Below are 22,447 nucleotides of genomic sequence, written 5' to 3' on the forward strand. Positions count from 1 at the left end.
TAACAAAAAGAAGAAATAGTTTTGCTTGCTTCCTATGTTTGAGTGTGATATGATACAAAACGTAATCGTTACACTTTAACCTTTTTTGGTGTGACGCAAGAGAAAGGAGCTGGTTATTATGAGAAACAATATTATTTTGGCATGTGTGGAGACAGGGGAAAGACTTTATTTGACTAATAAGAACCAGCGCAATACGCCGGAACGTTTAGAATTAAAAAAATATTCACCAAAGTTGCGGCGCAGAGCGATTTTTCGTGAAATCAAGAAATAGGAAGGACAATAACTGAATGGCAAAAAAATCAAAAATGGCAAAATACAACAAGCAAGTACAACTGATCGAACAATACCGAGCAGTGCGTCAAGAATTAAAAGCGCAAGGAGATACCCAAGCATTGGCCAAACTACCGAAGGATTCGAATCCGACTCGTTTGAAGAAACGGGATATGATCGATGGTCGTCCTCGGGGCTACATGAATAAATTCGGCATGTCACGGATCAATTTCCGTAAGCATGCACACCTCGGAGAAATTCCCGGCGTTACAAAAGCAAGCTGGTAACAGAAAGGAGTCAACATGGAAAAAACGGACTTGTCTAGTGCGTATCGACGTTTAAAGAGCCCGAACATCAAAACAAGGAAACGCGCATTAAAAATCATTCATGAATTTAAACGAAACAAACGAAAAAATGCATTGCAGCTGCGTGCATAATGAAAAAGTGAAAGAAAGTTGGAAATGACATGGCAGTACCTGCAAGAAAAACATCAAAAGCAAAAAAGAATAAGCGTCGGACCCACCATGGCGTCAAATCCCCAGCGATTTCGTTTGATGGGACAACAGGAACCTTCAAGCGCAGCCACCATGTATCTTTAGCAGAATACAAAGCACAGCACCCAATCGAAAAGAATTAACGCCGTCTTATGACGCCGTCCAGAAAGCAGGGGGAAAATGGAGATCATCTATCCGTCATTGATTGAAGAAGCCTATCGTCACAGTAAAAAATTTCATCCAGAGATCACCAAAGAGGCCATCTATCGCCATTTTTACGAAGCTGGTTTAATCAAAGAAAATGGCGATCCAACGGAAAAAGCCTTGTCAGAAGGGGTCGTTAAAGATTATACTGAGGACTGGGATCTTACCTTTGAAGAATTTTTGATGATCTACCCCGTGTTTCGTTCCTTTGACCCAAAGCATTTCAAGAAGATCGATCATTTTTGGGAAATGGATTTGGCTTTGCAAGAACAAATTCTTGCCCAATGGGAACGAGAAACCTTCACAGAGGAAGAGATCATTGATCTGACTGCCTTTTTTGAAGAGCGATTACCTTCCGAAAATGAACAGTGAAAGGCGTACATGTGATGAAAAAGACGATCCAGCCATTTTTAAAACTATTAAAGCCCTATGATTATCTATTGTTTGTTCTATTAGTTGTTGGCTCTTTTTTACCGCTTTTTCTATTTGAAGCGCAAGCCCAAAGTGATACTGGGGATCGTTATGCGATCGTGCGAATCAATGGGGAAGAAGTTGACCGTTTCAACTTGGAAGAAATCGATGCGATGGAAAAAACGTATTATCCAGCAGAAGGTCAGTACAATATCGTCGAGATCAAAGATGGTGCGATCCGAGTGCGTGAAGACAATAGCCCGGACCAAATTGCTGTCAAAACCAGCTGGATCTATCGCAATGGACAGACGAGCATTTGCCTGCCTCATAAGCTAGTGATCGAGATCAAGCAAGCTGGTGCTTCTGACTATTTAATTTATTAATCGAACTTCGTGGTAGTTGGAAACTACACTATTTTGTGTTGGTGGGAAATCGTTGGATTTTCTACTGACACTTTTTTATTGAAAATAGAAAATAAGTGCGTCTAACTGGAGACAATCTGTCGATCAAACTCAGTCTCGTTTGATAAGAAACGATGAGCATATGAAAAAGATAAGTTTCTGCAAACATCCTTCAAACCAAAGCTATGTCAATAATGCTGTATTGCCAGAAATGGGGAACGGTGAAGGGGAGAAGAAAGGATCGTTCCGTTTGTTCAACAAATTTTCTTCTAAACCTAGAAAAACAGTTCAGCATTACGAAGCATTGGTTGCGTCTAAATCGCTTGTCCAATAAAGAGGAACGAAAACCCTAAAAATCCTTTTTTATGAAGGGCTATAAGTTGAAGATTTTTTTTATTTGCGATAGGCTATTAGTAAAGCATTCGGGAGATGAAAACACATGAAATTTAAATTGAATCTAAAAGAAAAAGTAACGGAAGTTGCAGAGCATGTCTATGATGTGGTGAAAAAGGAAGATTATGCGATTCGTGTGGCTCCAAAAGGAATCAAAGTAACGAAACAGCGCAAGACGAAAGACACGATCAAATGGCGTTCAAAGAATCACTAATTGAGGAATAAAAAAGAAACTGCACATTCGCAGCTTCTTTTTTTTATTCCTCAATCTCAATCCCCAAGACAGTCAGGTGGCCGTTTGCCACCAGTTTAATGACAAGTTTTGCTAGATGGTCGGGTGTCATCGTTGTTTCTGCCGTTAGCCACCAATGCAAGGTACCAACAAATATCGAGGTCATATAGTCAATGATGAAGTCTAAGGGCACTTCAATGTCTCCTTCGGTGATTCTTAACGTTGAAAAGATCTCTTGGTAACGTTCAGTCAAAATCAGGCCCAACTTTTTACGGATGATCTCAATGGCAGAGGCATCCATGATCGTCAAATAAAAGGAACGATTGTTTTGAATGTGTAAAAAAAGTTCGGTCATGGCCGCTTCGATTTTGCGGATTTTGATGCGATTTCCTTGAACAAAATCTTCAAAATCAAGAATCGCGGTAAATGATTCGACAGCCAAGTCAAATATCTTTTCATACAAGTCTTGTTTGTCTTTGTAATGGGCATAAAAGGTTGCACGGTTGATCATGGCTTCATCGGCGATATTTTGGACAGTCACTTGCTCGAAGCCTTTTTCTTCCACTAAGCGGATAAAAGCTTCAATAATGTACTTATTGGTTCGTTTGACACGTAAATCCAATTTTTTCATATTGTGAATTTCCTTTCAAAATAAACAACAAAAAACGGGTAATTGTTGTTTATCCCACACCTTCCTTAGAATTGTTTGTTGAATTATCAATCAAAAGAATTACAATGAACATAAGTATTATAACAAACGGCTTGTTAGATAATCAACAAAGTGTTGTTTAGATGGAGGCAACAAATGAAAAAATATAAAGCGGGCATCGATGTCGGGTCGACAACAGTCAAGATGGTTCTGTTAGATGAAGGCAATCAAACGTGTTTTTCAAGATATGAACGGCACTATGCAGATATCCAGAAAGCAGCGGAAAAAATCATTAGAGAAGCGCAAGAAGTGATCGAAGATCAGCCGCTTGCGCTGGCGATTACCGGATCAGGTGGGATGGGTCTGGCGGAAGTTTTGCGGATCCCATTTGTCCAAGAGGTCATCGCTTGTACCAAAACAGTTGAGACAGTGATTCCCGAAACCGATGTGGCCATCGAGTTAGGCGGCGAAGATGCGAAGATCACCTTTTTTGAAGGGGCATTGGAGCAGCGAATGAACGGCAGTTGTGCCGGTGGAACGGGTGCGTTTATTGATCAGATGGCGGTTTTATTGAAAACGGATGCCAATGGGGTCAATGAACTAGCCAAAGATTATCAAACCCTTTATCCGATTGCCTCACGCTGCGGGGTCTTTGCCAAAACCGATGTGCAGCCGCTGATCAATGAAGGAGCAGCAAAAGCAGACATTGCGGCGAGTATCTTTCAAGCGGTGGTCAATCAAACGATTGCTGGCTTGGCTGCTGGTCGTAAAATCAAAGGCAAGGTAGTCTTTCTAGGTGGACCGTTGACGTTTATGTCGGAATTGCGTCAACGATTTATCGATACGTTGAACCTGCAAGAAGCAGATATCATTTTTCCCGAGAACCCAGAACTGTTTGTGGCGATGGGGGCTGCACTATATGCAGAAGAAGAGCAACAGCTTTCCGTGCTATTAGCCCGCTTAGCCAACGGAGAAGATGGCAAACTCGCGCCAACTGATACATTAGCCCCTTTGTTTAAAGACGAGGAGGAATTGACTGCTTTTCGTGCTCGCCATGCTCAAGCGGTTGCTGCAGAAAAAGCGTTGTCTGAGCATACAGGCGCTGCTTATCTAGGCATCGATGCAGGATCAACCACAACGAAAGTGGTTTTGATCAATGATGCAGGGGAATTATTGTTTTCTTTCTATGGCAATAATGAAGGTGAACCGTTAGCGACAACGATGGCGGTTTTACAAGAGCTTTATCGTCAGATGCCTTCTGACGTTTACATCGCAAAGTCAACGATCACAGGTTACGGCGAGCATTTGATCAAACATGCACTGAAAGTCGATATCGGTGAAGTGGAAACGATGGCCCATTACAAAGCTGCCGAACATTTCCAGCCGGGGGTTGATTTTATCCTAGATATCGGTGGACAAGACATGAAGGCGATGACGGTTAAAGATGGCGCGTTATCTTCGATTCAATTGAATGAAGCCTGTTCCTCAGGATGCGGCTCCTTCATTGAGACTTTTGCCAAATCTATGAATCAGGATGTCAAAGAATTTGCGTTGGCAGCTACAAAAGCCCAAGCACCGGTTGACCTTGGTTCGCGTTGTACCGTCTTTATGAACTCAAAAGTGAAACAGGTCCAAAAAGAAGGGGCTTCTGTTGGCGACATTTCAGCCGGCTTGTCTTACTCGGTCATAAAAAATGCTATCTATAAAGTCATCAAGGTTCGGCGACCTGAAGACCTCGGCGAGAAAATCGTCTGCCAAGGAGGGACTTTCTATAACGAAGCGGTTCTGCGCGCTTTTGAATTGATCAGCGGCCGTGAAGTCGTTCGACCATCGATCGCCGGTTTGATGGGGGCATATGGTGCCGCCTTGATCGCTTTAGAAGAAGCAGCCCTTGACGATGTTAGTACGTTGTTGTCTCCAGCAGAAATGGCCGATTTCCAAGCAGAAAAAGAATTTACGAATTGCGGTCTATGCGAAAACAATTGCTTGTTGACGGTGACCCTCTTTTCTGACGGTCGAAAATTTATTACCGGGAATCGCTGCGAACGTGGTGCGCGAATCAAAATCAAGAAAGAAGACCGCAAAATCAATCTTGTGGATGAAAAATATCGCCGCTTGTTTAAGTACCGTTCCTTACGTAAAAAAGAGGCCGTCCATGGCGAAATCGGCCTGCCAAGAGTATTGAATCTTTATGAAAATTATCCGCTTTGGCATACCTTTTTCACCAAGTTAGGGTTTCGAGTAACCTTGTCGCCACGTTCCAACAAAGAACTATATGAGCAAGGGATTGAAACGATTCCTAGTGATACGGTTTGTTACCCAGCCAAACTAGCCCATGGACACATCCAAGCACTGATTGATCAAAACGTACCGTTGATTTTTTATCCAGGTGTTATTTTTGAGCGACTAGAGAACACTGCCGCTGAGAATCATTTTAACTGTCCAATTGTGCAAAGCTATCCAGAAGTGATTCGTAATAACGTCGATGCGATTCGTGAAGGGGCGGTTGACTACCGCTGCCCGTTTTTGAATTTGGCGGATGAAGCCTCAATGGTCAAAACTTTAACGAGTACTTTTCAAGATTTTGGTTTTGTAGAAGAAGAAATTGCCCAAGCCCTACGCAGCGGTTTCGAGGAGCTGGATCAGTTCAAGACAGATATTGCGCAACGGGGAGAAGAAACGCTACGTATGCTGATGACGACCAATCAAAAAGGGATCGTTTTATCTGGAAGACCATATCATTTGGATCCTGAAATCAACCATGGGATTGCAGAAGTCATTACCCAAGAAGGCTTCCATGTATTGACTGAGGACAGTATTGCTCATTTAGCAAATGTCGGCGATCTGAGGGTTGTGGATCAATGGGTCTATCATTCGCGATTGTATGCGGCAGCTCGAGTGGTCGCGAAAAACAAACAATTAGAACTGGTTCAATTAAACTCATTCGGTTGCGGGATCGACGCAGTCACTACTGATCAAGTCGAAGAGATTATGGCGCAGTATGGGAAGTTATATACGGTGTTGAAAATCGATGAGGGAGCGAACCTTGGGGCAATTCGGATTCGGTTGCGTTCCTTGAAAGCAGCAGTCAACGAACGGGACAAACAGCACTTTGTACCTAAAAAGCAATACGAGGAACCGGCAAAGATCATTTTTACCAAAGAGATGCGCAAGCAGCACACGCTCTTATTGCCGATGTTGAGTCCCATCCATCAAAGCGGGTTAGTCGATGTTGCTTTGCAAGCTTCTGGGTATCAAGTGGTCTGTCTACCTAGTGAAGATCGTGAGGCGGTTAATGTCGGTTTACGCTTTGTCAATAATGATGCGTGCTATCCGGCGATCATTTCCATTGGACAGCTAGTAGAAGCATTGCAAAGCGGAAAATATGATGTTGAAAATACCAGTGTTTTGATGACTCAGACGGGCGGCGGATGTCGTGCAACGAACTATATTCCTTTGTTACGTAAAGCACTGAACGATGCAGGATTTCCACAAGTGCCGGTGGTATCTATTTCGATGGGCAACACCGGGGTTGAATCAAATCCGGGCTTTCGCTTTACCTTACCGATGATGAAGCGTTTGGCGGTGGCATTTTTATACGGAGATCTCTTTGAACGGGTCGTTTATCGCACCCGTCCGTATGAGCAAGAAGCAGGGGCTGTCGATCGACTCCATCAAGAATGGCTGGAAAAAATTGCCAAAAACGTTCGTAATGGCTCCTTCAGTCTGTTCAATCGAAATATGAAAAAAATCATTCAAGCCTTTGATCAAGTGCCGATAAGAGATATCAAGAAGCCGCGTGTCGGTGTCGTGGGAGAGATTTTAGTGAAGTATTCACCGACTGCCAATAACGATGTCGTTCGCCTGTTAGAAGCAGAAGGAGCGGAAGCGGTCGTACCAGATATTGTCGGCTTCATGAATTATTCCCTCTACAATCAGATTTGGCGCTACGAGCATTTGGGGATGGCGAAGAAAAGTAAAATGATCGCTGATTTTGCGATCATGGCGATTGAAAGGCTCCAAAAACCGATGGATAAAGCACTGAGGGCGTCAACGCGTTTTGATGGTATCCATTCGATCCATCAGCTTGCGGAGCAAGCGAGCGAGATTGTTTCCATTGGTAATCATACGGGAGAAGGCTGGTTCTTGACCGGTGAGATGATTGATCTATTGGAAAATAATGTCAACAATATCATTTGTCTGCAACCATTTGGCTGTCTGCCCAATCATGTGGTAGGAAAAGGTGTTATGAAAGAATTACGTCGTCAATACCCGCAGGCGAACATTGCGGCCATTGATTATGATCCAGGTGTCTCAATCGTCAATCAATTGAATCGTATCCGCTTGTTGATGGCCACTGCCAATAAAGCGTTGGCTGAATAAATTCTCAAGCCAGCGACCGAACCAATTTAAAAGAAAAGCGACTGCTCTTGTTTGGACATTTTGTGATAACTTCTTTCTTCTGCCTATAAAATAGGGAAAGAATTCGCACAAATTGAGAAAAACAGAGCAGTTTTTGCTTTTTTTATTAGCTATTTAGGTATATACCAGTTATAATAGGAGGGGAACGGAGGAATGTGTAGTGGTGGAAAAATTACCTGTTTATATCCAAATTCATGATCAAATTAAAGCCAATATTGAAAACAATACATACAAAATTGGGGATCGTCTGCCCTCAGAGCGCGAGTTGTCGAAACAATTCGGTGTGAGTCGCATGACGTTGCGACAAGCGATCCAAACCTTAGCAGATGAGGGGATTCTTGAGCGTAAAATCGGTTCCGGCACTTATGTGGCTCGCCAAAAAGTACAAGAGAAAATGACGGGCACGACGAGTTTTACCGAAATTATGAATTCTCTTGGTCGTAAGCCTTCCAGCAAAGCGGTCGCTTATTTCTTGACGGCACCTAGCTCCAGTGAGATGGAAAAGCTGCAATTAGAAGGTCACGAAACGATTTTACGGATGGAGCGGATTCGGTATGCGGATGATGTGCCGATCTGTTTTGAAGTAGCGAGTATCCCTGAAAAGTTTATTCATGACTTTAGCAAGGAGGAGATCATCTCTTCCCTCTATAAAGTGTTGGAAGAAAAAGGACAGCGGAAAATTGGCGGCGCTTCACAGACAATCTCAGCCATGGTCGCTTCCGAGCAAATTGCTGATTACTTACAAATCAAACGCGGCGATGCGATTTTACGTATGCGGCAAATCACTTCATTTGAAGATGGTCAACCATTTGAATACGTGCGCACCCAATATGTTGGTAATCGTTTTGAATTTTATATGGAAAAATAACCTGTCTTGAGACGGCTGGAAACAAAAAAGACGCGAAAAGCCGAAAGGACACTGCGAGCATACTTGCTGTTGCTCCGCATCGGTCATTTCGGGTTTTCAACGATAGGGCCGTTCCTGCATTCGCTGCAGCAAACGGCATAAGTGTCCACGCTTTGAGGAAAAGAGCAAACCCGACATGGTGCTTGCCATGCGTAGTTACTCGGTTGGCTCCTCAATGAGGCGCTCTACATATTCGGTCTTGCCTTTGTTTAGCTGCACTTGCCCTTGCAGCAAGTCAATCAGAGCGGCTTCTTGGTCGGCAAGTACTGCTTCAGGAATCATTAAGGTGACAACGATTTTCTCCGTATAAGCAATATCTTTTATATAGATATTCTGCAGTTCTAAGTAGTTTTGGAGCTTGCCTAAAAGGGGATACTCGATGGTCAAGGCAAGTTCTTGATGCAAAATACCCTCGACGATTCCTACCTCTTTGATTCCAGCAGAGGCCGAACTTGAATAAGCGCGAATCAATCCACCAGCACCCAGTTTCGTTCCACCGAAGTAGCGGGTAACAACGGCGATCACATTGATCAGTTCGTTTTTCTTTAACACTTCTAAAATCGGTACCCCAGCGGTGCCGCTCGGTTCACCATCATCACTGCTGCGCTGGATCTCATGATTTTCACCTAATACATAGGCGCTGCAATGATGATTTGCCTTCCAATGCTCTTTCTTGAGGGCTTGAATAAACGCTTTGGCTTCGTCTTCTGATTGAATTCGTTTTAATGAACAGAGGAAACGCGATTTTTTGATTTCTATTTCTGTTTCTCCGTCTTGTCGAATCGTTCGATAAGTCACGCGCACGATCGCCTCCTTTATGTTTCTAGTATAGGCAATCGGAAGGAAAGTTACAAATAGAAGAAAGAAACAGGTACGAACATAGACTCTAAAAAGAGGAGGCAGTTGCTTTGGGTAGACGCAAAAAGTACGATACGATCACTCACTATTTAAAAAACAACGGTGGTTCGCAAATCACCTTAACGTTTACGCAGTTTGATGAATTTCTTTTCCCAGCATCCGGTTTGCCCAAAAGTGCCCGCACCAGTAGCGATTGGTGGGCGAATGATTACCGACATCCAGAAAATGGGGCTTATGCGTGGCTGAATGCCGGCTACGAGGTAGTCCTAGTCAATTTAAAAAAAGAGTACGTCGTTTTTAATCGTTTAGTAAAATCAAACTGGTTGCTGGATAGAAAGCGTTGACAAATTTCAAACTTGTTCTATACTAGAGATAGGAAATGTTATCTTATTCTTAAAATTCAAGGAGTGTTCGATATGGCGAAAAAAACAATTATGTTAGTTTGTTCTGCAGGGATGAGTACAAGCTTATTAGTAACAAAAATGCAAAAAGCAGCTGAAGCAAAAGGATTAGAAGCAGATATTTTTGCAGTTTCCGCATCAGAAGCAGATCAACATTTAGAAAGCAAAGACGTAAACGTTTTACTATTAGGACCACAAGTTCGTTTCATGAAAGGCGATTTCGAGAAACGTCTAGCGCCAAAAGGAATTCCATTAGAAGTAATCAACATGGCAGATTACGGCATGATGAACGGCGAAAAAGTCTTAGATCAAGCTTTGACATTGATCGGCGAATAAGCAAGACCTGCTGTTGAAGCAAACAAGAAACCTGTAATCGGTTCAAGTACTTTTCAAAAAGTACTTGAACCGATTTTTTTGCGTACTTAAAACTGGGGTGTATGTTATGACCAATCAAAAAGGAAGACAATTTTTTGTTTTAGATGAAACAATGAGTGTAGGAAAAACTTTTGATTCTCGACCGGCAATGCTCGAGCAGGGGAAGAGAATCGTTTGTCAGCGTTGCGGTTCTTCCCACCACAAGCCGTCGGTTCTATTGCCGATAGGCTGCTATTACTGTCCAACTTGTATTCGCTATGGTCGGATCACATCAGATGGCCAACTCGTAATTCAACAAACGGATCTTGCAGCCTTTGATCACAAGATCGTTTGGCCAGGAGTGTTGACTTCGTTTCAGCAAAAAATTTCTCAGCAACTAGTGGCAAATTGTCGACAAAAGAAATCGTCTCTTGTTTGGTCAGTCACGGGTTCAGGGAAGACCGAGATGATCTTTGAAACGATCCGCCACATACGGCAAGAAGGTGGTCGTGTGGCGATCGTCTCGCCACGGATCGATGTCTGCCGTGAACTGTTCCCCCGGATTCAACAAGCGTTCCCACAAGAGGAAAGCCTGCTCCTTTATGGGAAATCAGAAGAACCTTATCGTTATACAACGATCCTTATTGCCACCACTCATCAGCTACTGCATTTTTATCGCAGCTTTCAACTGATCGTGGTGGATGAGATAGATGCATTTCCCTACGAGGGCGATGCGCAGCTGCGTTACGGATTATACAATGCCTTGGCAGAAAACGGGTGTCTGATCTATTTAAGTGCGACGCCTTCAAAACGATTGTTGCAAGAAATTCATTCGGAATTTGCAGTGTTAAAAATGCCTCTACGGTTTCATCAGCGTCCGCTGATCGTTCCGAAACCTATTCATTATAGCCGCTGGGCGCAGGCTTATCGCAAAAAAAGTTGGCTGCGACCATTGCTACAGCACTTGCAGCGGTTGGTTAAAAAAAACTTTGTCTTGGTATTTTGTCCAAGTATTCAGCTGATGAAGGAAATGGAAGGGGCTGTCCGCAGGCAAGAAGCATCATGGCTCCTCACTAGTGTTTCTTCACAAGATGAAAAACGGAGGGAAAAAGTCCAATCGGCACGCAGCCAAGTGTACAAGGTGTTGTTTACAACGATGATTTTAGAACGAGGTGTAACGTTTGAAAATGTCTCAGTGGTGGTACTGGGAGCCAATCACCCGGTCTTTACAAAATCGGCGTTAGTACAAATCGCTGGCCGTGTCGATCGCAAAGGTGCGTTTACAGAAGGGGAAGTCATTTTTTTCTACGACCAAATGACAGAAGCAATCCGTCAAGCAATCAAAGAAATCAATGAGATGAACCAATTAGCAAGGAGCTGGTTGACGGATGGAGTGTAGTTGGTGCCAAATATTTTTTTCAAGAGAGGTAACGATCATTGAGCTGTTGGCTCCTTGGCGCATCCCCGAAAAAGAATTATGTCCACAATGCGCTCAGCGATTTACAGTGATCGATTGGCAAAGCTGCTGCCCAACATGTGGCAAAAAGGATACCATTTCCTGCAGTGACTGTCTCTTTTGGGCGAAAACCTGTCCCATGATCCATTTGCAGCATCGGGCACTGTTCGCTTACGATCAAGGGATGAAGGAGTGGATTCACGAATACAAATTAATGGGAAACTATCAGTTGCGAGAGACCTTTGCTGCTGCCATCAGACAAAAGATCAACAACTTTGATTACGATTGTTTGATACCCATCCCGCTATCGGCAGAACGTTACCAGGAGCGAGGGTTTAATCAAGTGACCGCTGTGCTGGACGCAGGCGGAGTTAAGTCGAAAGAATGGCTGGATAAAGTGGTTGATACCGCACCACAAGCTCAACGTTCTCGCAAGCAACGATTAGAGGAGGCGCAACCTTTTGCGGTGAAGCCAGAGGCAACGGTTGAAATAAAAAACAAGAAACTGTTGTTGATCGATGATGTTTACACTACCGGTAGAACGTTATATCACGCAGCTGAAGCATTGCAGACCTTTGGCCCCCAGTCGATTCGATCCTTTTCCTTTGCCCGTTGAATCGTTATTTTGAAAACGCTTAAAGAAATTTGTTCGATTTACTAGGCAAATGAGCAAGAGTTCGATATAATAGAGTTAAGAAGAAGAAAAGAGTGGTCCTTTTCCTTCTTTACTGGTAGACGAAAGGGGTAATTTTTATGTTTAGATATAATGTGCGCGGCGAAAATATCGAGGTAACAGAAGCGATCCGTGATTACGTCGAGAAAAAAGTAGGTAAATTAGAACGTTATTTTAACGATGTGCCGGAAGCAACAGCACATGTTAATTTGAAAGTTTATACTGAAAAAACAGCAAAAGTAGAAGTAACGATTCCTTTACCATTCTTAGTTCTGCGTGCGGAAGAAACCTCACCTGATCTATATGCTAGTATCGATTTGGTTGTTGACAAATTGGAACGCCAAATCCGCAAATTTAAAACAAAAATCAACCGCAAATCTCGCGAGACAGCATTGGTTCCGCCAACAGATGGTGATTTGTTCACAACTGAAGCAAACGATGAAGAAAACAATGGTTCTGAATTAGACATCGTACGTACAAAACGTTTGTCTTTAAAACCAATGGACAGTGAAGAAGCTGTTTTACAAATGAACATGCTTGGACACAACTTCTTTATCTTTGAAGATGCGGAAACGAATGGAACGAGCATTGTGTATCGCCGAAAAGATGGCAAATACGGGTTGATCGAAACCGATTAACAAGTGTTGATATCTTTTTCTCGACACCCCAAAAAAATAGTCTTTTTTGACAGAGTAGCTGAGAAGCTACTCTGTTTTTTTATACTCGTTAAATTGGCTGGAAATCTTTTTTATATAGAGAGTGCCTTGGTTCTTCTTTTGGTTTATTATGTTATACTATAGATGAAATAATACAAGGAGAGTGAATCATGACTACGCTAGCAGATGTTGCTAAAAAAGCAAATGTTTCCGCAATGACCGTTTCTCGAGTGATCAATCATCCGGACAAAGTAACTGAAGAGTTAAAGCAGCTGGTTCATCAAGCGATGCTTGAATTGGATTATCAGCCGAATATTGCTGCCAAATCATTAGTTTCCAAGCGTTCCCATATCATCAAAGTGTATATTTTAGAGGAGATGGATACGACGGAACCTTACTATATGAACTTATTGGTTGGGATCGCTCGTTCTATTGGTAAAGCACACTATTCTTTGCAGCTAGTTACGACTGACGGGGTGGATCGTGGTCCAGCAGATGGCTGCATCATTACGGGCTTTCGCCAGGCTGACATGGACTGGATAAGAAATTTAAGAAAGCCTGTGGTGTTGTTTGGCGAAAATGAAGCTGGGTTCAGTTTTGTTGACAGTGACAACTATCAAGGAATCGTTTCTGCATGCAAACATGCTATCGACACCGGCTATCAACAATTGGTCTATATTGGTTTAGAGTTGGAAGAAGCGTTTACGAAAAGCCGAGAAAAAGGGTACATAGATACAGTCACAAAAGCGGGAATATCACCAAAAATCTATCGTTTTGACAACCGATCTTCCGCCGCCCGCAAGTTTATCCAATCGCAGAATGAGCATTTAATGAAAAACACTTGTTTTATCTGTGCCACAGATCGTTTAGCGTTAGGCATCAATCAAGGCTTACAGTCGATCGGAGTGGAGGTGCCAGATGATTTTGGGATCATCGGCTACGATGGCGTATTCCTTGATCAGGTAAGTTCGCCAAAATTGACAACGATGAAGCAAGCCATTGTGGAAATGGGGGAAGTTTGCGGCGAATTATTGATCCAAAAAATCGAACATAATGATACGAGCCAGCGACAACAGCGCTTTTTACCTCAACTCGTGGTTCGTGAATCCACAAAATGAAAAATTAAGCAAATGGTTGCGCAATTTCTTTTCGATTCCTCGACATCTTAATTTAAAGGCTTTTTCTATTTTTGTTATCGCTAACATTTAGAAAAGGTTTGCCATTTTAAGAAACCGGTTGCATAATGGAGTTACAAATTGCAGGAGGTAAACAGGATGAAAGTGAATTGGAAAAAGGCAGCTCTAGGATTAGTTTCAGGAAGTGCGTTGTTAGCGCTTGCGGCGTGTGGCGGCAACGGTGGTAGTACCGATGGTAGTAATGCAGATGCAGGTTCAGGTAGCGATGAAAAAACGCTCACGGTCTCTGTAGGAGCAGACTATATTGATTATATCAATGAAGTGAAATCTGACTTTGAATCTGAAAATGATGTTACCATCAACGTTGTAGAAATGGATATGTTCGATCAAATGGATGCGCTTCAACTAGACGGTCCCGCTGGGAAAGGTCCAGATGTTACGATGTCTCCTTACGATCGTGTAGGTCAAGTAGGCTCGCAAGGGCATTTGGCAGAAATGACTTTGCCAGATGATGGACGGTACAGCGATACAGACAAGCAACAGGTAACGATCGATGATAAAATCTATGGCGCACCAGCAATGATTGAAGCAGTTGTCATGTTCTATAACAAAGATTTGATCGATGAAGCGCCAGCAACTTTTTCTGATTTAGAAGAGCTAGCAAAAGATGATCGTTTTGCAGAAGGCGATGACAATGTTGGTTTCTTAGCTCGTTGGACAGACTTTTATTATACGTATGGTCTATTAGCTGGTTATGGTGGTTATGTCTTTGGGGATGAAGGGACAGATCCATCTGATTTAGGGATTAACAATGAAGGTTCTGTTGAAGCAATCACGTACGCAACGGATTGGTTCCAAAATGTCTGGCCGCAAGGAATGCTGGATGTATCAGCCAACGAAAACTTGATGTTAGATTACTTTAACCAAGGCAAAACAGCAGCCATCATTTACGGACCATGGGGCGTGAACGGCTTTGAAGAAGCAGGGATTAACTATGGCGTAGCGAAAATCCCAACGCTGAGCAATGGCAATGATTATGAAACGTTTGGTGGTGGAAAAGCATGGGTTGTTTCCAACTACTCACAAAACAAAGACGTTTCTCAACAATTTGTCGAATATTTAACAAACGAAGCTAATCAAGAGAAATTGTATGAAATGCGTCATGATATTCCAGCAAACATTATGGCTCAAGAAACAGTTGCTGCTTCTGATGATCCAGTAGCAAAAGCAGTGATCGAGCAATACAGTGTTTCACAACCAATGCCAAATATCCCTGAAATGTCTGAGGTTTGGGTAGGGGCTGAAAATATGCTGTTTGATGCAGGTTCAGGCAATATGACTCCTCAAGAAGCAGCGGATAATGCTGCCAAAACAATCGAAGAAGCGATTGAGCAGAAATATTAATAAATAGCCGATTACGGTCTGTCATTCATGTCGACGATTCTATAGAGGATGTTTGTCAAAAGGATTCCTTGCAACGTAGCACGCAAGAAATTGCTTGATGAGATTGATTTCTATGGATCGTCGGCCGCTTGGCAGACTTTCGATTTTAAGGAGGATACATATGAGGACGAATTCAAAAGCCACGCAGACAGCGCTTCTTTCAATCATCCCTGGGGTGGGACAATTCAAAAATGGTCAGAAATTTAAAGCGGGACTCTTTTTTGCGGTCTTTCTAATTTTTCTAGGCGAAATGCTTTTGTTCGGTGGACAAGCATTATATAACTTTGTCACACTGGGATCAGTACCGATGGAACACAATTCTTTGTTCTTGTTGATCGAAGGAACGCTACAGGTCATCGTTACCGTTATTTTCATTATCTTTTGGGTTTTAAATATCAAAGATGCCTATCAAGTTCGCCAAAGTATTGAAAAAGGGTTCCCGGTGGCAGTTACGAGAAAAGAGTTTTTCAATAAATTGTATGAGGATGGTTTCGCTTATCTATTGACGATCCCAGCCTATCTGGTGATGATCGTAGCAATTATTTTTCCGGTAATGGTGACACTCTTCATGGCGTTTACCAACTATGATTTTCGACATATTCCGCCAGCAAACTTAATCGACTGGATCGGTTTTTCGAATTTTACGAATATCTTCACCTTAAGTTCTTACCGCGACACCTTTGTAAAAGTGTTTAGTTGGACGGTGATTTGGACCGTTTTAGCAACTACTTTGCAAATTACCTTAGGAATACTGACAGCTGTTGTTGCCAATCAAAAATTTGTGAAGTTCCGTCGGGTCTTCGGGGTGATTTTCTTGCTTCCTTGGGCGGTGCCAGCGTTTATCACAATCATGAGTTTTTCAAATATGTTTAATGATACCGCAGGAGCGATCAATACGCAGGTGATCCCGCTATTGAACAATCTGCCCTTTGTGGATATTGGGAACATTGCTTGGAAAACCGACCCGTTTTGGACAAAGACCGCGATTATTTTGATTCAAGGTTGGTTAGGGTTTCCATATATTTATGTTATGGTCTCAGGGATTTTACAATCCATTTCTGAAGATTTGTATGAAGCAGCCAAAATGGATGGAGCAAATGCGATTCAGCGTTTTCGCAATATTACGTTACCGGCGATCTTTTTGGTGGCAGCACCAACCTTCGTTACGCAATATACAGGGAACTTTAATAACTTCTCCATGATCTATCTCTTTAACGAAGGTGGTCCAGGAAGTTTAGGTGGAAATGCCGGTTCGACGGATATTTTGATTTCATGGATCTACAAATTGACGACGGGCGGCTCGCCACAATACTCGATTGCTTCTGCATTGACCTTGATCATTTCCTTTGTGGTGATTTCCATTTCATTACTGGTGTTTAAAAAGACGAATGCATTTAATATGGAGGATTGAGGATGAAAAAGAAAAAGTTTTCTTTCAGCAAATTATTTACCTACTTGTTTATGATCGCTTTATCGATCGTTATCATCTATCCCTTGTTGATTACCGCAACCTCAGCCTTCAAGGCAGGGAATATGATCGCCTTTCGCTTGGATTTTGATGCGGATTGGACATTGAACAACTTTCGACGATTGTTCAATGAAACCCCCTATTTGACATGGTATAAAAACACCTTGATCGTGGCTGTTTCCACGATGGTGATCCAAGTAATGATCGTAACACTGGCAGGGTATACTTACAGTCGTTATCGCTTTGCCGGTCGTAAGAGCAGTTTGATGGTGTTCTTGATCGTTCAGATGGTGCCAACGATGTCGGCGTTGACCGCTTTTTATGTCATGGGCTTATTAGCAAACGGTCTAGATAGTTTCTGGTTCTTGACACTGATCTATATCGGTGGTGGGATTCCCATGAATACTTGGCTGATGAAAGGGTACTTTGATACGGTACCGATCGACTTGGATGAATCAGCAAAACTTGACGGTGCAGGGCATTTCCGCATCTTTTGGCAAATCGTTTTGCCCCTCGTAAAACCAATGGTTGCCGTCCAAGCATTGTGGGCCTTTATGGGGCCATTCGGCGAATTCTTGCTGGCGCGGTTCTTGCTTCGCTCACAAGAGCGTTTGACCGTCGCAGTCGGGCTGCAGACCTTTATCAACGATGCCCGTAATCAACGGGTCGCACTCTTTGCGGCTGGTGCGATTTTGATCGCCGTACCGATTGCTGCACTGTTTTTCTTCTTACAAAAATACTTTGTTTCAGGTTTGACCTCGGGCGGAACAAAAGGATAGGAATGATAGGATGTCTGAACAACGATTTCCCTTAACATACTTTGGGGCCATATTTTCTCCAACAAAAGTCTATGCATGGCGTAAAAAATTAAATCGCTGGCAGCAAGTGTTTGTCTATATTTTCTTGATGTCCTTGCTGATGATCCCGCTGACCTTGATGATCAGCAAGCAAACGGATCAAGCATTTGCAGCATTTTTCCCCCATGCAAAAACACTCATGACTGCTGAAACAGCAACCGAATACAGTGAACTGCAGCTGGAAGATGGCAAACTTTTAACGGATGAGTCACAAGTCTTTTCGCAAACAGAAGCGGGCATTATAGGCGTTGCGCTTTCAGAAGCGGACCTTGAGGAAGCAAAATATGCCATCAATTTTCGTGAGACAGACTGGACCATCAAAGAGGAAATCGATGGACAAACCTATCATTATGAGATGCGTTACACGGCGGAAATGATGCCTGATCAAGTGCATGATGCGGCTTCGTTTCAGAAAGTGATCGAAGACGGCTTTTATCGCAACAACGAGACGGCGATTTTCTTCAGCCAGACGATCACGGTGGCATTTTTATTGGTGGCAATGAATAGTATCCTCGTCATGGGCGCAGCGTTTTTCCTCTGGCTGACGAAAAAGTCGCGACTGTCGACGATCAGCAGTTTCAAAGAAAGTACCAACGTGATTTTAAATGCACTGGGGGCAGGCTCTCTGGTGGCGATGTTGGCAGGATTTATTGGCGCGGACATCATCTTGATGATTGGGATCCAATCTTTAGGCATGCTGCTGATGCTCTTCTTAGCTTTCTTAAAAACCCGTTTTAAAACGGCCTAATTTGCAAATATTCGCAACAAGTCATTTGGACGTGCGCTGGACTTTGGGCACCGATCGATGGCTTGTTGCGTATTTTTTCCCTTCGTTTCTTTAAAATCTGTGAAAAAAGGTTAAGAATCCGTTTATCACGCAAGATTGATGCGATAGTTCTATCGAAAAATATTTCATTTATGGTGAACTAGTGCTAAAATAGTTAGGAGAGTTTCCAGCTAGGATAATGTAGAAGTAAAAGGAGAATTATTAAGGTATGGCCAATTTTTTTAGAAAATTAATCGAAAACGACAAAAAAGAATTAAAACGTCTTGACCATATTGCGAATCAAGTTGAATCACATGCGGATGAAATGGCCGCTTTATCTGATGAACAATTACGCGGGAAAACCGATGAATTTCGTCGTCGTTTCCAAGAGGGAGAGACTTTGGATAAATTATTACCTGAAGCTTTTGCAGTAGTACGTGAAGCTGCAAAACGCGTTTTGGGTCTTTATCCTTACCACGTCCAATTAATGGGTGGGATCGTCTTGCATGATGGGAATATTCCAGAGATGCGTACCGGTGAAGGGAAAACCTTGACGGCGACATTACCTGTTTATTTGAATGCCTTGAGTGGTCAAGGCGTCCATGTCGTAACCGTCAATGAATACTTGGCAACTCGTGACTCGACTGAGATGGGAGAGCTGTACAACTTTTTAGGATTGACAGTCGGTTTGAACATCAACTCAAAATCAGCAGAAGAAAAACGTGCGGCGTATGCTTGTGACATCACTTATAGTACAAACAATGAATTAGGGTTTGACTATTTGCGGGACAACATGGTGGTTTATCGTCATCAAATGGTACAACGTCCATTAAACTATGCCATTGTCGATGAAGTCGATTCGATCTTGATCGATGAAGCGAGAACGCCATTGATCATTTCAGGACAAGCAGAAAAATCGACCGCGCTATACAATCGGGTCGACAATTTCGTCAAACGCTTGACGGAAGAAGAAGACTACAAAATCGATATTCAATCAAAAACGATCGGCTTGACAGAACGCGGGATCGAAAAAGCGGAAGAGACCTTCGGCTTAGAAAACTTGTATGATATCGAAAACACCGCATTGACCCATCACTTGGACCAAGCGTTGCGGGCGAATTACATCATGATTCGTGACATTGATTACGTGGTGCAAGATGGCAAAGTAATGATTGTTGACCAATTTACAGGTCGGATCATGGATGGCCGCCGCTATTCTGACGGGCTGCATCAAGCGATCGAAGCAAAAGAAAGTGTCGAGATCGAAGATGAAACCAAAACGATGGCGACGATCACATTCCAGAACTACTTCCGGATGTACAAAAAACTGTCTGGGATGACCGGTACTGCGAAAACGGAAGAAGAAGAGTTTAGAGAAATCTATAACATGCAAGTCATTCAGATTCCTACGAACAAACCGATCTTACGGGATGATCGTGCGGACTTGCTTTATCCAACACTTACCAGCAAATTCCAAGCAGTCGTTCAAGACATCAAAGAACGCCACCGCAAAGGGCAACCAGTCCTTGTAGGGACGGTCGCTGTTGAGACTTCTGAATTACTATCATCAATGCTTGATCGGGAGAAAGTTCCACATGAAGTATTGAATGCCAAGAATCACTTTAAAGAAGCGGAAATCATTTTGAATGCTGGGCAAAAAGGTGCTGTAACGATCGCGACCAATATGGCTGGTCGGGGAACGGATATCAAGTTGGGTCTTGGTGTTGCAGAACTAGGCGGATTGGCAGTTATTGGTACCGAGCGTCACGAATCACGACGGATCGACAACCAGTTGCGGGGACGTGCGGGACGTCAAGGAGATCCAGGGATGTCGCAATTTTACCTGTCGCTAGAAGATGATTTAATGAAACGTTTTGGTTCTGAACGAATCAAAGTGTTCTTAGATCGGATGAAAATCGATGAAGGCGATGCCGTGATCCAAAGTAAGATGCTTTCAAAACAAGTAGAATCTGCCCAAAGACGAGTGGAAGGGAATAACTACGATACCCGGAAAAACGTCTTGCAATACGATGACGTAATGCGAGAACAGCGGGAAGTTATTTACGGACAACGTCAAGAAGTAATCATGGAAGAAACGGATCTTTCACCACAATTAATGAATATGGTGAAACGTTCCATCAGCCGTGTCGTTGACAGTCATACGCAATTAGAAGAAAGCAATTGGAATTATGAAGGAATCGTTGATTTTGCTGCCAATGCACTTGTTCATGAAGATACCATCAGTATTGAAGACATCAAGGGCAAATCAGCTCAAGAGATTAAAGATTATCTAAACCAACGGGCAGAAGAAGTCTTTGAACAAAAGAAAACACAACTTAATAGTCCAGAACAATTACTGGAATTTGAAAAAGTAGTGATTTTACGAGTCGTTGATACGAAGTGGACCGACCACATCGATGCCATGGATCAATTGCGCCAATCGGTTGGGTTACGGGCTTATGGACAAAACAATCCGTTAGTTGAATACCAAACAGAAGGATTCAATATGTTTGAAAACATGGTTGGAGCCATCGAGTATGAAGTAACTCGTCTGTTTATGAAGGCAGAAATCCGCCAAAACGTTCAACGGGAACAAGTAGCCCAAGGAGAAGCACAAGGGGTAGAAGAAGCACCGGCTGCCCAAGCGCCAAGTTTCAAAAACGTGGGCCGCAATGATCCTTGTCCTTGCGGAAGCGGGAAAAAATTCAAGAATTGCCACGGGAAAAATATGTAACAAGTTTTGAAAAAGGTGAGAGTAGGCTGGCAGACGTTTTTGTCCAGTCTACTTTCGTTTGTAAGAAAAAAAGAAAGAAGGAATTTTAATGGAAATCGCAGATATTCGGAATCAATTGACCCAGATGAATGAAAAAATAATCAGTTTTAGGGGGTCTCTTTGACTTAGATCAGTTAGAAGAGGACATTGCGGAAGCGGAACACCAAATGGCAGATCCTACCTTTTGGGATGATTCAGAAAAAGCTCAACAAGTCATTAACGCCAACAATGCCAACAAAGAGACTTACGATCAATTCAATCAGCTAGCAGAAGAATTGGAAGAACTCGAAGTGATGTTGGAAATGATTCAAGAAGAAGCCGATCCGGAAATGGAAGCAGAACTTGATGCGCGAATCGGTAAGTTAAATGAGAAAATGGCTTCTTATGAATTGTCGATGTTGTTAGATGAACCCTATGATCGAAACAATGCCATCATCGAGCTGCACCCGGGAGCAGGCGGTACCGAGTCGCAAGACTGGGGCAGTATGCTGTTACGGATGTATACTCGTTTTTGCGAACAACATGGGTATCAGGTGGAAACTTTGGACTATCAAGCCGGTGATGAAGCGGGGATCAAAAGTGTCACATTACTTGTGAAAGGCCACAACGCCTATGGCTATTTGAAGTCGGAAAAAGGCGTGCATCGCTTGGTCCGTATTTCACCTTTTGATTCTGCTAAGAGACGGCATACGTCATTTTGCTCGGTGGATGTGATGCCAGAATTAGATGGGGCGATCGATGTGGAGATCAACTCAGATGATTTGAAGATCGATACGTACCGCGCAAGCGGCGCTGGTGGACAGCACATCAATAAAACCGAATCTGCTGTGCGGATCACTCACATTCCAACAGGTACAGTGGTCGCTAGCCAAGCCCAGCGTTCACAGCTGAAAAACCGTGAGCAAGCGATGGGGATGTTGAAAGTCAAGCTGTATCAATTAGAAGTGGAAAAGAAAGAACAAGAAGCAGCAGCCTTGCGAGGCGAGCAATTAGAGATCGGCTGGGGCTCGCAAATTCGTTCTTATGTCTTCCATCCCTATTCAATGGTCAAAGATCACCGAACGAATTTCGAAACTGGGAATGTACAGGCAGTCATGGATGGCGATTTGGACGGCTTTATCGATGCCTATTTGAAGCTGAAACTGAATCAAAAATAACCTGGTATGACTTAAACAGATTGAAACACAATTGTAATCTGTTGCAAGCAAGGTGAAATATATTCA

The 22,447-nt window shown here is 43.0% G+C and carries 22 protein-coding genes and 2 pseudogenes; 22 read left to right on the forward strand and 2 right to left on the reverse strand.

What is annotated here, in order from left to right:
* The first annotated feature begins 118 nt into the window (after positions 1-118).
* From rpmG to IGI92_RS04375, 7 genes are all read left to right on the forward strand, one after another.
* Positions 119-271 carry a 50S ribosomal protein L33 gene (rpmG, locus tag IGI92_RS04345; RefSeq protein ID WP_005225339.1) on the forward strand — a complete coding sequence of 51 codons (153 nt, stop codon included), beginning with the start codon at positions 119-121 and terminating at the stop codon, positions 269-271.
* A gap of 16 nt (positions 272-287) precedes the next feature.
* Positions 288-557: a 30S ribosomal protein S14 gene (gene rpsN, locus IGI92_RS04350; protein WP_005237326.1), complete on the forward strand. Its 270-nt coding sequence runs from the start codon at positions 288-290 to the stop codon at positions 555-557.
* A 15-nt stretch (positions 558-572) separates the two neighbouring features.
* On the forward strand, positions 573-707 hold the full coding sequence (locus IGI92_RS04355; RefSeq protein WP_005237325.1) for a putative metal homeostasis protein: 135 nt from the start codon (positions 573-575) through the stop codon (positions 705-707).
* A 29-nt stretch (positions 708-736) separates the two neighbouring features.
* Positions 737-907 (forward strand): 50S ribosomal protein L32, encoded by a 171-nt coding sequence (rpmF, locus tag IGI92_RS04360; protein ID WP_005237324.1) that lies wholly within the window; start codon positions 737-739, stop codon positions 905-907.
* Between the two features lie 37 nt (positions 908-944).
* The gene (locus IGI92_RS04365) at positions 945-1,340 is read left to right on the forward strand and encodes a hypothetical protein (RefSeq protein ID WP_430608179.1); all 396 of its coding nucleotides are present in this window, start codon (positions 945-947) and stop codon (positions 1,338-1,340) included.
* Positions 1,341-1,354: 14 nt separating this feature from the next.
* Positions 1,355-1,762, forward strand: coding sequence for a NusG domain II-containing protein (locus IGI92_RS04370; protein WP_005237322.1), 408 nt, complete (start codon positions 1,355-1,357; stop codon positions 1,760-1,762).
* A 457-nt stretch (positions 1,763-2,219) separates the two neighbouring features.
* Positions 2,220-2,387 (forward strand): hypothetical protein, encoded by a 168-nt coding sequence (locus IGI92_RS04375; protein WP_005237320.1) that lies wholly within the window; start codon positions 2,220-2,222, stop codon positions 2,385-2,387.
* A 43-nt stretch (positions 2,388-2,430) separates the two neighbouring features.
* Here IGI92_RS04375 and IGI92_RS04380 read toward each other — a convergent pair whose 3' ends face one another.
* Positions 2,431-3,036, reverse strand: a complete 606-nt coding sequence (locus IGI92_RS04380) for a TetR/AcrR family transcriptional regulator (protein WP_005237309.1) — start codon at positions 3,034-3,036, stop codon at positions 2,431-2,433.
* Between the two features lie 174 nt (positions 3,037-3,210).
* Here IGI92_RS04380 and IGI92_RS04385 point away from each other — a divergent pair, with 174 nt between their 5' ends.
* A complete protein-coding gene (locus IGI92_RS04385) occupies positions 3,211-7,437 on the forward strand; it encodes an acyl-CoA dehydratase activase-related protein (protein WP_430608180.1) in 4,227 nt (1,408 codons plus the stop codon).
* 199 nt (positions 7,438-7,636) lie between these two features.
* Complete coding sequence (locus tag IGI92_RS04390; protein WP_005228765.1) at positions 7,637-8,344, forward strand: GntR family transcriptional regulator; 708 nt, start codon at positions 7,637-7,639, stop codon at positions 8,342-8,344.
* Positions 8,345-8,539: 195 nt separating this feature from the next.
* On the opposite strand, the gene IGI92_RS04395 is transcribed toward IGI92_RS04390, so the two are convergent.
* Positions 8,540-9,181 carry a YigZ family protein gene (locus IGI92_RS04395; protein ID WP_430608485.1) on the reverse strand — a complete coding sequence of 214 codons (642 nt, stop codon included), beginning with the start codon at positions 9,179-9,181 and terminating at the stop codon, positions 8,540-8,542.
* Positions 9,182-9,291: 110 nt separating this feature from the next.
* On the opposite strand from IGI92_RS04395, the gene IGI92_RS04400 reads away from it, so the two are divergent.
* From IGI92_RS04400 to prfB, 13 genes and pseudogenes are all read left to right on the forward strand, one after another.
* Positions 9,292-9,585: a DUF7662 domain-containing protein gene (locus tag IGI92_RS04400; protein WP_005237305.1), complete on the forward strand. Its 294-nt coding sequence runs from the start codon at positions 9,292-9,294 to the stop codon at positions 9,583-9,585.
* Positions 9,586-9,657: 72 nt separating this feature from the next.
* Entirely contained in the window at positions 9,658-9,978 is a 321-nt protein-coding gene (locus IGI92_RS04405; RefSeq protein WP_005228768.1) for a PTS sugar transporter subunit IIB, read from the forward strand.
* 106 nt (positions 9,979-10,084) lie between these two features.
* The gene (locus IGI92_RS04410) at positions 10,085-11,395 is read left to right on the forward strand and encodes a DEAD/DEAH box helicase (protein WP_142437487.1); all 1,311 of its coding nucleotides are present in this window, start codon (positions 10,085-10,087) and stop codon (positions 11,393-11,395) included.
* Complete coding sequence (locus IGI92_RS04415; protein ID WP_008377318.1) at positions 11,385-12,068, forward strand: ComF family protein; 684 nt, start codon at positions 11,385-11,387, stop codon at positions 12,066-12,068. The genes IGI92_RS04410 and IGI92_RS04415 overlap by 11 nt, the downstream gene beginning before the upstream one ends.
* A gap of 137 nt (positions 12,069-12,205) precedes the next feature.
* Positions 12,206-12,763 (forward strand): ribosome hibernation-promoting factor, HPF/YfiA family, encoded by a 558-nt coding sequence (hpf, locus tag IGI92_RS04420; RefSeq protein ID WP_005237301.1) that lies wholly within the window; start codon positions 12,206-12,208, stop codon positions 12,761-12,763.
* Positions 12,764-12,951: 188 nt separating this feature from the next.
* A complete protein-coding gene (locus IGI92_RS04425; protein ID WP_005237300.1) occupies positions 12,952-13,899 on the forward strand; it encodes a LacI family DNA-binding transcriptional regulator in 948 nt (315 codons plus the stop codon).
* 156 nt (positions 13,900-14,055) lie between these two features.
* A complete protein-coding gene (locus tag IGI92_RS04430) occupies positions 14,056-15,321 on the forward strand; it encodes an extracellular solute-binding protein (RefSeq protein ID WP_005237299.1) in 1,266 nt (421 codons plus the stop codon).
* Positions 15,322-15,481: 160 nt separating this feature from the next.
* Positions 15,482-16,771, forward strand: coding sequence for a carbohydrate ABC transporter permease (locus IGI92_RS04435; protein ID WP_005237298.1), 1,290 nt, complete (start codon positions 15,482-15,484; stop codon positions 16,769-16,771).
* A 2-nt stretch (positions 16,772-16,773) separates the two neighbouring features.
* Entirely contained in the window at positions 16,774-17,607 is an 834-nt protein-coding gene (locus IGI92_RS04440; protein ID WP_005237297.1) for a sugar ABC transporter permease, read from the forward strand.
* 10 nt (positions 17,608-17,617) lie between these two features.
* Positions 17,618-18,433 carry a DUF1189 family protein gene (locus IGI92_RS04445; protein WP_430608182.1) on the forward strand — a complete coding sequence of 272 codons (816 nt, stop codon included), beginning with the start codon at positions 17,618-17,620 and terminating at the stop codon, positions 18,431-18,433.
* A 247-nt stretch (positions 18,434-18,680) separates the two neighbouring features.
* A pseudogene (gene secA / locus IGI92_RS04450) lies at positions 18,681-21,065 on the forward strand (preprotein translocase subunit SecA); the annotation flags it as partial.
* Between the two features lie 45 nt (positions 21,066-21,110).
* Positions 21,111-21,185 (forward strand): annotated as a pseudogene (locus IGI92_RS04455) (SEC-C metal-binding domain-containing protein); the annotation flags it as partial.
* 88 nt (positions 21,186-21,273) lie between these two features.
* Positions 21,274-22,381, forward strand: a protein-coding gene (prfB, locus tag IGI92_RS04460; protein ID WP_430608183.1) for a peptide chain release factor 2 whose coding sequence is annotated in 2 segments (ribosomal slippage) — positions 21,274-21,345 and positions 21,347-22,381 — 1,107 coding nt in all. Because the reading frame shifts where the segments join, the coding sequence is not laid out codon by codon here.
* Positions 22,382-22,447 lie beyond the last annotated feature (66 nt).

The organism is Enterococcus sp. DIV2379 (assembly GCF_050542965.1).
Classification (GTDB): Bacteria; Bacillota; Bacilli; order Lactobacillales; family Enterococcaceae; genus Enterococcus_D; species Enterococcus_D entomosocium.

What these genes read in the sequence shown, in the direction of transcription:
- rpmG (WP_005225339.1), top strand. Translation starts at nt 119, where the DNA reads ATGAGAAACAATATTATTTTGGCATGTGTGGAGACAGGGGAAAGACTT.
- rpsN (WP_005237326.1), top strand. Translation starts at nt 288, where the DNA reads ATGGCAAAAAAATCAAAAATGGCAAAATACAACAAGCAAGTACAACTG.
- IGI92_RS04355 (WP_005237325.1), top strand. Translation starts at nt 573, where the DNA reads ATGGAAAAAACGGACTTGTCTAGTGCGTATCGACGTTTAAAGAGCCCG.
- rpmF (WP_005237324.1), top strand. Translation starts at nt 737, where the DNA reads ATGGCAGTACCTGCAAGAAAAACATCAAAAGCAAAAAAGAATAAGCGT.
- IGI92_RS04365 (WP_430608179.1), top strand. Translation starts at nt 945, where the DNA reads ATGGAGATCATCTATCCGTCATTGATTGAAGAAGCCTATCGTCACAGT.
- IGI92_RS04370 (WP_005237322.1), top strand. Translation starts at nt 1,355, where the DNA reads ATGAAAAAGACGATCCAGCCATTTTTAAAACTATTAAAGCCCTATGAT.
- IGI92_RS04375 (WP_005237320.1), top strand. Translation starts at nt 2,220, where the DNA reads ATGAAATTTAAATTGAATCTAAAAGAAAAAGTAACGGAAGTTGCAGAG.
- IGI92_RS04380 (WP_005237309.1), bottom strand. Translation starts at nt 3,036, where the DNA reads ATGAAAAAATTGGATTTACGTGTCAAACGAACCAATAAGTACATTATT.
- IGI92_RS04385 (WP_430608180.1), top strand. Translation starts at nt 3,211, where the DNA reads ATGAAAAAATATAAAGCGGGCATCGATGTCGGGTCGACAACAGTCAAG.
- IGI92_RS04405 (WP_005228768.1), top strand. Translation starts at nt 9,658, where the DNA reads ATGGCGAAAAAAACAATTATGTTAGTTTGTTCTGCAGGGATGAGTACA.
- IGI92_RS04410 (WP_142437487.1), top strand. Translation starts at nt 10,085, where the DNA reads ATGACCAATCAAAAAGGAAGACAATTTTTTGTTTTAGATGAAACAATG.
- IGI92_RS04415 (WP_008377318.1), top strand. Translation starts at nt 11,385, where the DNA reads ATGGAGTGTAGTTGGTGCCAAATATTTTTTTCAAGAGAGGTAACGATC.
- hpf (WP_005237301.1), top strand. Translation starts at nt 12,206, where the DNA reads ATGTTTAGATATAATGTGCGCGGCGAAAATATCGAGGTAACAGAAGCG.
- IGI92_RS04425 (WP_005237300.1), top strand. Translation starts at nt 12,952, where the DNA reads ATGACTACGCTAGCAGATGTTGCTAAAAAAGCAAATGTTTCCGCAATG.
- IGI92_RS04430 (WP_005237299.1), top strand. Translation starts at nt 14,056, where the DNA reads ATGAAAGTGAATTGGAAAAAGGCAGCTCTAGGATTAGTTTCAGGAAGT.
- IGI92_RS04435 (WP_005237298.1), top strand. Translation starts at nt 15,482, where the DNA reads ATGAGGACGAATTCAAAAGCCACGCAGACAGCGCTTCTTTCAATCATC.
- IGI92_RS04440 (WP_005237297.1), top strand. Translation starts at nt 16,774, where the DNA reads ATGAAAAAGAAAAAGTTTTCTTTCAGCAAATTATTTACCTACTTGTTT.
- IGI92_RS04445 (WP_430608182.1), top strand. Translation starts at nt 17,618, where the DNA reads ATGTCTGAACAACGATTTCCCTTAACATACTTTGGGGCCATATTTTCT.